Genomic DNA, 12,488 nt, shown 5'->3' on the forward strand with positions numbered 1-12,488 from the left:
TCCAACCATCACCACCGCGGGGTGGAGCAGCCCGGTAGCTCGTCAGGCTCATAACCTGAAGGTCACAGGTTCAAATCCTGTCCCCGCATCCCAATGATAGCTGCCTCATTAGTAGAAGATCCGCCGCTCTCCTTTCTGCGAAAGGGAGCGGCTATTCTGCGTTCATCTTTCAACGCACCCGGCACCATGAAATAGCGCGACAACGCACCTCTCGCGGGTGCAGCATTGCATCATGGAAGCCTTTCGGGACCATCAGCTTCAGGCCATCACCGCCAGTGCGCGAGACGCCGCGCGGGGTGATCCATTCGCCAATCCAGCCCTGTCCGTAGCACTGGCGCTTAGCCGCCGGCTCGATGAGGGAAGCGTCAGCCATGCGGATCTGGCGGCCATTCTTCAATCGATGGGGGAAGCGGCCTTCCGGGATCGGGCGCAACGCCTGAGCCGTTCTGTGGGGCACACAGATCGTTCCGAGCCCGACGACGCCATGGCACTGCTGGCGGCCCGTATCGCCCGACCGGATCCTGACGATAGCCCGGTTCGATTCGCCATCTTCCAGGCGGCCTGTGAGCGGCCCAGGATGGCCGCCGTCTTCACAGCTCATCCCACCTTCAGCCTGCCTCGCGAGACAGCCGAAGCCCTCGCCAGGGCAGCCGGCGGAGCAGCCGTGCCCGACCCACTGGTGCTTCGTCCTGCGGGACCCACGTTGATGGAGGAGTTTGAGCAGGCGGCGACGGCCATCAGCCACGGCCGAGATGCTCTTGACCGTCTCTCCCTGGCGTTGCTCCGGACGGCCCGGGTGAACTGGCCGGACCGTTGGACGCAGCTCAGGCCGCGGCCCGTCGTGTTGGCCTCGTGGGTCGGCTACGACACCGATGGACGTACCGACATCGGTTGGCACGACACGCTTCGGCTCCGTTTGCAGATGAAGCGGTTGCAACTGGCCCGACTTGCGCGGCAACTGGCGGTGCTGCCGCAGGACTGCACCGCTGCTTTGCGGGGCCGTGTCAACACGGCATTGGAAGCCGTGCAGGCCCAGATTGGGGCCTGTCCATCTTTCCTGCCAGCCGGGGCCGTTCCGCGGCCCGAGGCGGCCCAGGCCTTCGCCCGTATTTTGATCGGCCGGCGAGAGGATGCGCTGGTCACGCCGGCACCGTTGCTGGAGCTGTTCTCGGAGGCAATAGCCGCCGCCCCCGATGACGAAGCCAGGCTCGGTCTTTGCGTGGCGCAGGCGGGACTGGCCGGCCATGGTCTGTCCCTGGCCCACACCCACGTGCGGCTAAACAGTGCCCAGCTGCACAATGCCGCCAGGCTGCGCTTTCCTGTGCTGGGGTCAGGACCGGAGGATCCCTCTCGCCGGCGCGCCCTGTTTTCCGCCATCAATACGGCACTCGATGAGGCACAGGCCGAACCCGTGGATATTGGCGGGCTGATGGCCGAACCCGCCTCCGCGGCACGGCTGATGATGACCGTGGCGCAGATCGCCAAGCACATCGATGCCAGCCAGCCTGTCCGTTTCCTCGTTGCGGAAACCGAGAGCGGCTACACCCTCTTGGCTGCCTTGCTGTTGGCAAGGCTGTCCGGGGTAGAGAACCATGTCGAAATCTCACCACTCTTCGAAACGGCGGAGGCGCTGGAACGTCGTGCGGAAAGGGTGGTCGAGGAGGCGCTGCGTAGTCCGCATTGGTGCGCGCATCTGCGACGCATCGGACGTCTCTGCCTGCAGTTCGGCTATTCCGATTCGGGACGCTACATCGGTCAGGTGGCAGCGACGCATTTGATCGAGCGACTGAAGCTGCGCATTGCCGATCTGCTCGCGCGACACGGGCTCGATGACCTGGAGGTGGTGCTATTCGACACCCATGGCGAGGGGCTGGGCCGTGGGGGCCACCCGGACGGGCTTGCTGCACGCTTTGACTACCTGAACCCTCCAGCCATCCGCGCGGCCTTTGCTGCGCGCAACATCCCGGTACGGGTTGAGACGTCCTTTCAAGGTGGCGACGGCTACCTCCTGTTCGGCACGCCTGCGCTGGCGCAGGCAACGGTCGCCCGCATCGCCGAGCACGCCTTCGCGCCGCTGCCCGGCGGTACGCCGGACCCGGTCTATGCCGAAGGTGGCTTTGCCACGGATCTGTTCACCGGGGCCCGAGCGTCCTTTCACCAACTGGTCGAGGATCCGGGCTACGCCGCTCTGCTCGGGGCTTTCGGTCAGTCGCTGCTGGATCGCACAGGGTCGCGCCCTGCCGCGCGACAAAGCGAAAGTGGCGGCCCCCCGACGATCCGCCACCCGCGGGAACTGCGCGCCATTCCCAATAATGCGGTGTTGCAGCAGCTGGGCTTCCTGGCCAACCTGATGCACGGTCTGGGACACGGGGCCTGGCAGGAGGCGGAAGCCTTCGCCGATCTGCTGCGGCGCAGCCCTCGTTTCGCCAATGCCATGGCCTTTGCCCGAGCTGGGCTGAGCCTGTCCGATGCCGACGTGCTGCGTGGCTATGTTGCCAGCCTCGATCCTGTCACCTGGCTGGACAGGGCCGCGCAGACCCGGCGCGCAGGACGGTCGCAGTCCCTGCTGGCAGTGGCTGGCGCACTGGGAGAACTTGGCTTGGCCGACCCGGCGCGCACCGTGTTCCGCCGCCTGAAGGCCGATGACCTTGCCCTGCGCAACGCGTGGCCTTCCGCGGGCACCATGGGCGATCCCCCCCGCATGAGTGACCGCCTCTTCTCCCTGCATGCGCTGCGTCTATGCCTGATCCATCGGATCTGGCTGCTGGCCGTAGAGGTTCCGGACTTTTCCCCCCGTCATGGCGTGACGCGGCACGGGCTGGTGCAGCGCCTGCTGCGGCTCGACGTGCCAGGAGCGGTGGACCTGCTGGAACAGGTTTTCCCCGCCGAAGATCCACCTGGCGCCATGCTCGACTTCGCTGAGCCGCCGGCGACACGGCATGGCGGCTATGGCGAGGAGCAGGCCAGGATTTTGCGCCCGCTGCGCGAGATGTTCAGTCTGATCCGCGAGATCAGCGCGATCATCTCGCTGGAATGCGGCGCTTTCGGCTAGAACACGCCGGCAGGCTTGCCGCTCCGCGTCGTCCGCTTTTCCATGGCCCTCGCTCTCACCCTCGGGCCTGGTTGCGCCAACGCCGGGAACGGCATGCCGGCATCCTCCGCCATGGGCGGCCAGATCCGTGCAGCGGCAAATCCCCTTGAGGCCCCGTCACGATTGGCTCGGTTTCCGGGGATGAGTGGAGCCTAAGGAGCGGCGGGAATTGCCGTCAATTTCCATTTCAACCATCATCTATGCCGAAATGTTATGGGGCGTGCAATGCGGCGAAGGCTGACCTGGCGCCAGATCGAGGCATTCCGCGCCGTGATGCTGCGGGGAACGGTGTCCGGCGCGGCGCAGATGATGAACATGACCCAGCCGGCGGTGAGCCGTCTGGTGCGCGACATGGAAGACTCGCTCGGCTACGCACTGTTCTCCCGCGTCGGGGGGCAGGTGACACCAACCCCGGAGGCGGCGCTGCTGCATCAGGAAGTGGCAATGAGCTTTGTCAGCCTGGCGCGGATTGAACGGACAGCACTCGACATCCGCAGGGGGCAGCGCGGCGCGTTGCGCATCTCCGCCATGGCCGGTCCGGCCCTCTCACTGTTGCCGCGGCTGGTGGCGGGCTTCATGCGGGCACATCCCGACACCTACGTCTCGATCCACAACAACACAACGCCGGTGACGCTGGAACGCGTGTCGCTGCGGCAATACGACGTCGGCCTCTGCTATGTTGCCAGCCCCTATCCAGGGCTGGAGATCGAGCCGCTGGACGGCTTGGAAGCGCTGTGCGTGCTGCCGACTGGCCATCCACTGGCGCGACGGCGTGTGGTCCGTCTGACGGATCTGCAGGGCGAGCGGCTATTGTCGCTCGGTCTGGGCAGCCAAGTAGGGCTGAGGCTGGACACATTGCTGCGCATGGAGGGGATCGGTGCCACCGTGGCGGCTGAGGCCAGCGCATCGGAGGTGTTGTGCAGCCTGGTGGCCGAGGGTGCCGGCCTGGCCTTGATTGATCCCTTCACGGCTGCAAACCTTCGCGACCCCGCCCTGCGGGTCCGCCGCTTTGAACCCGCGATTGCCTATGGCGTCGCTATGGTTTTCCCCGAGGCGGTACCGCGCTCGGTCGCGACGGCACGGCTATCGGAGATGATCCGCGAGGCCGCCACCATGCCCGCGCTGCTGCGCGGCCGGCGCGACCGCTGAGAAAAATGCAGTGAAAGCTTGCAACCGCGCAAAGGCTTGTGCAAGCTGAGTGCTCTCACCCTCCGGCGGTCATGATCCGCCGTCGCGCTTCCGCGGCCCATCCCGGCGTCGCGCGATGGAGGTGTGAGGCATGCGGAACCCGATCGGACAGCCAGGATGAGCCGGCGCAGGATGATGCGCCTCGGCATGTCGATGCGCGGCCTCGGCTATCATCCGGCAGCGTGGCGGCATCCTTCCGTGCCCGCCGACGGCACCCTGCGCTTCGAGCATTATGTGCGCAGTGCCCAGGCCGCGGAGCGTGGGCTGTTCGACATGATCTTCTTCGCTGACGGCATCGGCATCCGCGAACGCGATGAACCGAAGGGTTCGCTTGCCCGTTCGGGCTATGAGTTGGTCGAGATGGAGCCGATGACCCTGTTGCCGGCATTGGCGCCGCTGACAAAGCATATCGGCCTCGTGACCACCGCCTCCACCACCTACAACGAGCCGTATCATGTGGCGCGCAAGTTCGCGACGCTGGACCTGATCAGCGGCGGCCGCGCAGGCTGGAACATCGTCACCTCCTGGTCCCAGGCAGAGGCACAGAACTTCAACCGCGCGGAGCATCTGGACTACGACACACGCTACGAGCGCGCTGCCGAGTTCGTCGAGGTGGTGAAGGGGCTGTGGGATAGCTGGGAGCCCGATGCGCTGATCTATGACCGCGCATCGGGCGTCTTCTACGATGAATCGAAGATGCATCTGCTGAACCACAAGGGGAAGCATTTCCAGGTCATGGGGCCGCTCAACGTCGCGGGCATGCCGCAGGGGCGTCCCATTCTGGTCCAGGCCGGGGCCTCGGACCCTGGGCGCGAGATTGCGGCGGCCTCGGCCGACGTCGTGTATGCCGCGCAGGACAACGTTGCATCCGCCAAGGCCTATTACGACGACGTCAAAGGCCGGATGGCGAAGTACGGCCGCGAGCCTGGCGCGCTGAAGATCATGCCTGGCGTCCGCACGGTGGTTGGCCGGACGCGCGAAGAAGCGCAGGCCAAGTTTGATCAGTTGCAGGATTTGCTGGATCCCCTGGTCGGGCTGGCCAGGGTCTACGCGTCGCTGGGGGATCTCACCGGCTTCGATCTTGATGGACCGGTGCCGGAGCCGCAGCGTCCACCCCAGGTGCGCAGTTCGACGGAACGGCTGCTGGCGCGTGCGCGTGCGCAGAACCTGACCATCCGTCAGCTCTATCAACAGAGCGTCGCCGGGGGCTTCTGCCTTATCGGCACGGCCCAGGACATTGTGGATGGGCTGCAGGAGTGGTTCGAGGCCGGCGCCTGCGATGGCTTCAACGTGCTGCCCACGCACCTGCCGGAATCCTGCGAGGATTTCGTGGATCATGTCACGCCCGAACTTCAGCGCCGTGGCCTGTTCCGCACCGCCTATGAGGGCGCGACGCTGCGCGAGAACCTCGGGCTCAAGCCGCATCTCAACCGATACAGCGCGGCCGGGGCGGTTTCCGCCTCCGCCGCCGAATAAGCGCGATGGAGAACACAGTGAGCGACAAGCCGCGCAAGATGGCCTTGGGCCTCAACCTCGTGGGAGCCGGTGCGCATGGCGGAGGCTGGCGCATGCCGGAAGCCTATCCTGCCGGCGGCAGCGACATCCGCTTCTGGAAGGACATGGCTCGCAAGGCCGAGGCCGCCAAGTTCCACTTCATGTTCTGGGCGGACGGGATCGCCGTCCGCTCCGATGCCAAGAATGAGGAAGAGCTCAGCTACGACAGCCGCATCGACGTGTTCGAGCCGCTGACGCTGCTGGCCGCCCTTTCCGCCGTGACCGAGAGGATGGGCTTCATTGCCACGGCCTCCACCACCTATAACGAGCCTTACAACATGGCGAGGAAGCTGGCCTCGCTCGACTACGTGACGGAAGGCCGCGTCGGGTGGAACGTCGTCACCTCATGGAGCGAACAGGAAGCGCTGAACTTTGGCCGGGATACGCATATGGAGCACGGCTCCCGCTATCGCCGGGCCGAGGAGTACATGGATGTCGTCTTCGGGCTGTGGGACAGCTGGGAAGATGACGCCTTCATCCGCAACAAGCAGACAGGTCAATATTTCGATCCCGCCAAGCTGCACATCCTGCACCATAAGGGCGAGCACTTCAAAGTGCGTGGCCCGCTCAACGTGGCGCGGCCGATCCAGGGCTATCCCGTTATCGCACAGGCCGGCTCTTCGGGCCCTGGCCAGGATCTCGCGGCGCGCACCGCAGAGGTGATCTACACCATGCAGAAGAGCCGCGATGATGCCGTGGCCTTCTACAGCAGCGTCAAGGAGCGCTTCGCGAAGTTCGGCCGCTCTCCCGCCTCGGCGCTGGTCATGCCTGGCATGATGCCGATCCTGGGCCGCACCATGCAGGAAGCCCGCGACCGGCACGAGATGCTGCTGGACCTCATCCCGCCGCAGCTTGGTCTGGCAGCCCTGGCCAACTCCTTCGGCGATCTCACGAAATACTCGCTGGATGCACCGCTGCCACCGATGCTGGCTGACAGCAACGCCGTGAAGAGCGGACATGTGAAGCTCGCCAAGTTCCTGGAAGGCAAGACCATGACGATCCGCGAATTGCTACGGGCGCGCTCGGCCGCCTCCGGCCATCATGTCATCGTCGGCACGCCGGAGCGTGTGGCAGATGAAATGGAAGACTGGTTCTCCAATTTCGGCTGTGATGGCTTCAACATCCTGCCTCCCTTCTACCCCCAGCCGGTGGAGGAGGTGTTTCACGGCTTGATCCCCGAACTGCAGCGCCGGGGCCTGTTCCATACGGAGTATGCCGGACGCACGTTGCGCGAGAATCTGGGCCTTGCTCGCCCGGCTCACCGGAGCATGCGCGGCCTCCAGGCCGCTGCAGGGGACTGACAAGCGACCGCCGGACCAGGCTGGCCCGGCGGACTTCAAGATCCGGCACAAGACCGGGCTCAATCGACGGCGGGAATAGCGAGACACGCGTCGAACGGCCTCAACGGGAAAGAGGGACTGGACGATGAGCCTTTGGAATCTGGCGGCCCGCTACGGAGCGTTGCCCGGCACCATCTTCGCGGCAGGGATGGGCCTTGCCGCCGCCCAGCCGGCACCGAAGCCAGGTGGCCACCTGATCTACGCGCAGAGCTCCTTTCCGCCCTGCCTTGACCTCGCGCAGAGTGCGCGGGCGCAGAATGCGTCGCGTCAGATCCTCGATAACCTGACCGATCAGGACAAGAAGAGCGGTGAGATCAGGCCATGGCTTGCCATTTCCTGGGAGTTCCAGGACGAGAACAAGACCCTGGTGCTGAAGATCCGCGACGGCGTCCGCTTCAGCAATGGCGAGAAGCTCGACGCCGCCGCGGTCAAGGCAAACTTCGACGCCATCATGAAGCTGGTGAAGGAAGGCCGCGCACCCCAGGCCGCCGGCTACCTGTCGGGCTTTGTGGAAGCCAAGGCCGTCGACCCGATGACCGTGTCCCTCAGCTTCGAATTGCCGAAGGCTGGGCTGCTGCAATCGCTCGCCGAGAAGCCACTGTCTATGCTGGCACCCGAGACGCTAGCGAAGAGCGCTGACGAGCGATGCGCCGGGCAGCTCATCGGCAGCGGCCCCTTCATCATCACGGAGGTAGTCACCAACGACCGCATCGTCTTCAGGCGCAATCCAGACTACAACTGGGCTTCTCCGAACGCCGAGCACCAGGGGCCGGCCTATCTGGAGAAGCTGACCTTCCAGACCGTGCCGGAAGGCGGCGTGCGTACCGGTATCATGATCAGCGGCCAGGCCGGGGCGGTGGATGACATCCCGGTGCAATCCTACGCGCAGGTGCGCGCGGCGGGGATCAAGCTGGTAGCGCGCACCGCGGGCGGCGTGGGCATCAACCTCATTCCGAACTTCTCCCGGCCCGTCATGGCCGATCTCGCCGTGCGCCGCGCGATGCAGCACGCGATCAACCGCGACGAGATCGTGAAGGCCCTGTATTCCGATCTCGACACGGCGGCGACCAGTCCGCTCTCGCACACCGTGCCCTTCTACGCCGACATGACGCCGCTGATGAAGTATGATCCGGAGCGGGCGAAGCAGATCCTGGACGAGGGAGGCTGGAAGCCGGGAGCGGACGGTGTCCGTGAAAAGGAAGGCCGGAAGCTGCGCATGCAGGTGATCTGGAGCTTTCCCGGCTTCCGTCCGGACATGGAGCTGATCAAGGCGCAGCTGGCCCAGGTCGGCATGGATCTCGTGCTGAGCCTGCGCACCGATACGGAGATCGGATCGGTGATTCGTTCTGGCCGCTACGATCTGCGCATGAGCGATTTCACCCGGCCCGACCCGGATGTGATGCTTGGCCTGTTCAGCAGCAAGTACAACAGCACCATCAAGGCGCCACAGCCGGAGCTGGACGCTCTGCTCGACAAGCAGAGCAGTGCCATGGACAACGCCGAGCGTGCCAAGCTGGTGCGCGAGGTTCAGGAGATGATGGTGGGGCAGGGCTACGCCATCCCCATCAAGGAGTCGATCTCCGTGGTCGGCACGGCGCCCAACGTGCACGGGCTTTGGATGTCGACGCCGCGCTGGCCGGTCTTCCACGACACCTACATCGCGGCGGAATGAGCCGCCATGCCGCAGTACCTGCTGGGCCGGCTGGGCCAGGCGTTGTTCGTGCTCTGGGCAGCCTTCACCGTCACCTTCGTCATTCTCTACATTCTTCCGGGTGATCCGATCCTCATCATGCTCGACGCCCGCGGCGAAGGGCTGATGATGGACGCATCCGAGATCGCAGAGCTGCGGGCGCAGTACGGCTTCGACAAGCCGGTGATCGTGCAGTACCTCGTGCGCCTCTGGCACGCCATGCAGGGTGATTTTGGCATGTCGATCCAGCTCAACGAGGCGGTGACAGGCGTGATCGCTCGCGCCGTTCCGGAAACGCTGAAGCTGGCTTCCCTGGCGATGCTGATCGCCTTGGTGGCCGGCTTCCTGCTGGCCTGCATCGCCACCTATACGCGGCGGCCCTGGCTGCGCGATGCCCTGCTCTCCATGCCGGCGCTCGGCGTCAGCGTTCCGGTCTTCTGGGTTGGATTGCTGTTGCTGCAGTTCTTCTCGTTTCGCTTTGCGCTGTTCCCGGCGATGGGCAATAGCGGCTTCGTATCCCTGGTGCTGCCGGCGGTAACGCTGGCGATCCCCACCGCTGCCGGCTTTGCGCAGCTTTTGGCGAAGAGCCTGCTGGCGAGCTGGAACCAACCCTATGTGACCACGGCGCTGGGCAAGGGGGCACGGCCGTTGCGCGTGCACCTGCGCCATGCGCTGCCGAATGCGTTGATCCCGGCGCTGACCATGATCGGCATGAGCGTGGGCAACCTTCTGGCCGGATCGGTGGTCACGGAGACGGTGTTCTCGCGCGTCGGCATCGGCCGGCTGACCGAGCAGGCGGTCAAGGCGCAGGATGTGCCGATGGTGCAGGGGCTGGTTGTTCTGTCCACGCTGATCTTCGTGCTGGCCAATTTGGCCGTGGACCTTCTTTATCCCCTGGTCGACCCGCGCATCGCGCGCAGTGGCCGGCGGGCTAGCCGATAGGAGGGGAGCGGCATGTCCACAACCACAGCCACCAGCGCGGCCATGCGGGCGCCACGCCGGACCAGCCGGACTGGCCTGCTCTTGGCCCAGGCCTGGCGGCAGACGAGCGTCGGTCTCGCTGCGCTGGTGATCGTGCTGGCTCTCGGCTTCGCCTTCTTCCCGACCGTGTTCACCAGCATCGATCCCTACGTCACCAACACCGCACACCGCCTGCGCCCGCCCTCGGTGCAGTACTGGTTCGGCACGGATTATCTCGGGCGGGATCTCTATACGCGCGTGGTGCACGGGGCGGCGCTGTCGCTGAAGGCGACGGTGATCGCCGTGTCCATCGGGCTGTTCGCTGGTTCACTGCTCGGGCTTGTTGCCGGCTTTGCCGGCGGCCGCACCGAGGACGTTCTGATGCGCGTCATCGACGTGCTGCTGTCCGTGCCCGGATTGCTGCTGTCGCTCACCATCATGACGGTGCTGGGCTTCGGCACCGTGAACGTCGCCATTGCCGTTGGCATATCGACCATCGCGACCTTCGCGCGCGTCATGCGGGCCGAGGTGCTGCGGGTGAAGTCCAACTTGTACGTGGAGGCGGCGATGGCCAGCGGCGTGCGATGGGGCACCAACCTTTGGCGGCACATCCTGCCCAACGCCGCGGGGCCCGTGCTGGCGCTGGCGGGGCTGGAGTTCGGCTCTGCCATCCTGTCCGTTTCCTCACTGTCGTTTCTGGGCTTCGGCGCACCGCCGCCCGCTCCAGAATGGGGCTCCCTGGTGGCCGAAGGACGCGATTACCTCGCGACGGCCTGGTGGCTGACGGCGATGCCCGGTCTGGTGGTCGTCGCCGTGGTGCTGTCGGTCAATCGGCTGGGTCATGCGCTGCACCGCGACGAAGCGCCGTCACATTGAAAGGGGCGAGCATGAGCATCGAGACCCAGATCGCCCCGCCACCGGCCATGTCCTCGGCTAGCCCAGCGCCGCTGTTGCTGGAGATCGAGGATCTGCATGTGGAATACGGCACGGAACTCAGCCCGGTGCCAGCCGTCAAGGGCGTCCACCTGACACTGCGGCAGGGCGAGGTTGTGGCGATTGTTGGCGAGTCCGGATCGGGCAAGTCCACCACCGCTCATGCGGTGATGCATCTGCTGCCAGGCAATGGACGCGTCTCGGGCGGTACCATCCGCTTCGATGGCGAGGACATTACCCATGCCCGGCGCGGCCGCATCGTGCAGCTGCGCGGTGCCGCTATCGGGCTGGTGCCGCAGGACCCGGGCGTCGCGCTGAACCCGGTGCTGCGCATCGGCGAGCAGGTTGCGGAGGTGCTGCGGCTGCACCGTGCCATCAGCCGTCGCGACGCCGCCACCCGAGCGGTGGAGATCCTGCGCGAGGTGGGACTCAGCGACCCCGAGCTCCGCGCGCGGCAGTATCCGCATGAGTTGTCGGGCGGCATGCGGCAGCGCGTGCTGATCGGCATCGCCATGGCCAATGAGCCGCGGCTGGTGATCGCCGACGAGGCCACCAGCGCGCTCGATGTCACCGTTCAGCGGCGGGTGCTCGACCTGCTGGCGGCGATGACGGCGCGAACCGGCACCGCGGTTCTGATGATCACCCATGACCTTGGCGTGGCGGCGGATCGTGCCGACCGCGTCGTCGTCATGCAGAATGGCGCGGTGGTGGAGCAGGGGCCGGCGCGGGAAATCCTGACCAGCCCGAAGCACCCCTACACCCAGGCCCTGCTGGCCGCTGCACCAGGCATTGCAGCGCGCCGGGCCGTTGCCGTGCAATCCGCCAGGTCGGGCGGCGAGGCCAGCAAGGCTTCCGTGCCGCTTGTCACCGTGGAGGCCCTGCGCAAGGAGTTCCGCCTCGGGCCGGACCGCGTGCTCAAGGCCGTGCAGGATGTGTCCTTCAGCATCCCACGCGGTCAGACCTTCTCCATCGTAGGGGAGTCCGGATCAGGAAAATCCACCACGGCCCGCATGATCTCGCGGCTGGAAACCGCCAGCGCCGGGCGCGTGCTGTTCGATGGCGTGGATATCACCGCCTTGTCCGGAGAGCCCCTGCGGCGCCTGCGCCGCCGCTTCCAGCTTGTTTATCAGAATCCGTATTCCTCGCTTGATCCCCGCATGAGCATCGAGGACATCCTGTGCGAGCCGCTGCGCGCCTTCCGCCTGGGGAGCCGAGCCGAGCAGAAGGCGCAGGCGGCAACGCTGCTCGACCAGGTGGCGCTGCCGCGCGACTACCTGCAGCGCAAGCCCGGCGCGTTGTCAGGCGGGCAGCGCCAACGCATCGCCATCGCCCGTGCCTTGGCCCTGAAGCCCGATCTTTTGGTGCTGGACGAGCCGGTTTCAGCGCTGGATGTCTCGGTGCAGGACCAGATCCTGCGTCTGCTGGGCGAGCTGCAGCGCGATGCCGGACTGACCTATCTGATGATCTCCCACGACCTCGCGGTGGTGCGGCAGATCAGCCACCGCGTCGGTGTCATGCAGGGCGGTGTCATGGTGGAGCAAGGCAGCCGCGATGAGGTCTTCGATCATCCGCGCCATGCTTACACGCGGGAATTGCTGGCCGCGATCCCGGGCGGGGAGCATTGACGCCCGCCAGGAAAGTGCTGCCCGCCTGCGCTCTGTCGGGGTGACGGTGTCCCCCGGACCCTGCTGCCATTGGTGCTGCGGAGCCGGCGTGCAACATCGTTCAGGGC

8 protein-coding genes and 1 tRNA gene are annotated in these 12,488 nt (G+C 65.9%); all 9 read left to right on the forward strand.

Annotation, left to right across the window (positions count from 1 at the left end; translation table 11 throughout):
* Positions 1 to 15: 15 nt before the first annotated feature.
* The 9 genes from ACFOD4_RS13440 to ACFOD4_RS13480 all read left to right on the forward strand — a co-directional run bounded on the left by ACFOD4_RS13440 (position 16) and on the right by ACFOD4_RS13480 (position 12,381).
* Positions 16 to 89: transfer RNA gene (locus tag ACFOD4_RS13440), tRNA-Met, on the forward strand.
* Between the two features lie 143 nt (positions 90 to 232).
* Positions 233 to 3,052 (forward strand): phosphoenolpyruvate carboxylase, encoded by a 2,820-nt coding sequence (locus ACFOD4_RS13445; protein WP_379597174.1) that lies wholly within the window; start codon positions 233 to 235, stop codon positions 3,050 to 3,052.
* 264 nt (positions 3,053 to 3,316) lie between these two features.
* Complete coding sequence (locus ACFOD4_RS13450) at positions 3,317 to 4,240, forward strand: LysR substrate-binding domain-containing protein (protein WP_379597175.1); 924 nt, start codon at positions 3,317 to 3,319, stop codon at positions 4,238 to 4,240.
* A gap of 156 nt (positions 4,241 to 4,396) precedes the next feature.
* Positions 4,397 to 5,755 (forward strand): LLM class flavin-dependent oxidoreductase, encoded by a 1,359-nt coding sequence (locus ACFOD4_RS13455; RefSeq protein WP_379597177.1) that lies wholly within the window; start codon positions 4,397 to 4,399, stop codon positions 5,753 to 5,755.
* 17 nt (positions 5,756 to 5,772) lie between these two features.
* Positions 5,773 to 7,134, forward strand: a complete 1,362-nt coding sequence (locus ACFOD4_RS13460) for an LLM class flavin-dependent oxidoreductase (RefSeq protein ID WP_379597179.1) — start codon at positions 5,773 to 5,775, stop codon at positions 7,132 to 7,134.
* A 124-nt stretch (positions 7,135 to 7,258) separates the two neighbouring features.
* Positions 7,259 to 8,845, forward strand: a complete 1,587-nt coding sequence (locus tag ACFOD4_RS13465) for an ABC transporter substrate-binding protein (protein WP_379597181.1) — start codon at positions 7,259 to 7,261, stop codon at positions 8,843 to 8,845.
* A gap of 6 nt (positions 8,846 to 8,851) precedes the next feature.
* Positions 8,852 to 9,805 (forward strand): ABC transporter permease, encoded by a 954-nt coding sequence (locus tag ACFOD4_RS13470; RefSeq protein WP_379597182.1) that lies wholly within the window; start codon positions 8,852 to 8,854, stop codon positions 9,803 to 9,805.
* 12 nt (positions 9,806 to 9,817) lie between these two features.
* The gene (locus tag ACFOD4_RS13475) at positions 9,818 to 10,699 is read left to right on the forward strand and encodes an ABC transporter permease (RefSeq protein ID WP_379597184.1); all 882 of its coding nucleotides are present in this window, start codon (positions 9,818 to 9,820) and stop codon (positions 10,697 to 10,699) included.
* Positions 10,700 to 10,710: 11 nt separating this feature from the next.
* Positions 10,711 to 12,381, forward strand: coding sequence for a dipeptide ABC transporter ATP-binding protein (locus tag ACFOD4_RS13480; RefSeq protein WP_379597185.1), 1,671 nt, complete (start codon positions 10,711 to 10,713; stop codon positions 12,379 to 12,381).
* Positions 12,382 to 12,488 lie beyond the last annotated feature (107 nt).

Source organism: Teichococcus globiformis, from assembly GCF_042646265.1.
Classification (GTDB): Bacteria; Pseudomonadota; Alphaproteobacteria; order Acetobacterales; family Acetobacteraceae; genus Pseudoroseomonas; species Pseudoroseomonas globiformis.

Bases quoted from the DNA above. Each gene is read 5' to 3' on its own strand.
- ACFOD4_RS13450 (WP_379597175.1), top strand. From the start codon at position 3,317: ATGCGGCGAAGGCTGACCTGGCGCCAGATCGAGGCATTCCGCGCCGTG.
- ACFOD4_RS13455 (WP_379597177.1), top strand. From the start codon at position 4,397: ATGAGCCGGCGCAGGATGATGCGCCTCGGCATGTCGATGCGCGGCCTC.
- ACFOD4_RS13445 (WP_379597174.1), top strand. From the start codon at position 233: ATGGAAGCCTTTCGGGACCATCAGCTTCAGGCCATCACCGCCAGTGCG.
- ACFOD4_RS13475 (WP_379597184.1), top strand. From the start codon at position 9,818: ATGTCCACAACCACAGCCACCAGCGCGGCCATGCGGGCGCCACGCCGG.
- ACFOD4_RS13480 (WP_379597185.1), top strand. From the start codon at position 10,711: ATGAGCATCGAGACCCAGATCGCCCCGCCACCGGCCATGTCCTCGGCT.
- ACFOD4_RS13465 (WP_379597181.1), top strand. From the start codon at position 7,259: ATGAGCCTTTGGAATCTGGCGGCCCGCTACGGAGCGTTGCCCGGCACC.
- ACFOD4_RS13470 (WP_379597182.1), top strand. From the start codon at position 8,852: ATGCCGCAGTACCTGCTGGGCCGGCTGGGCCAGGCGTTGTTCGTGCTC.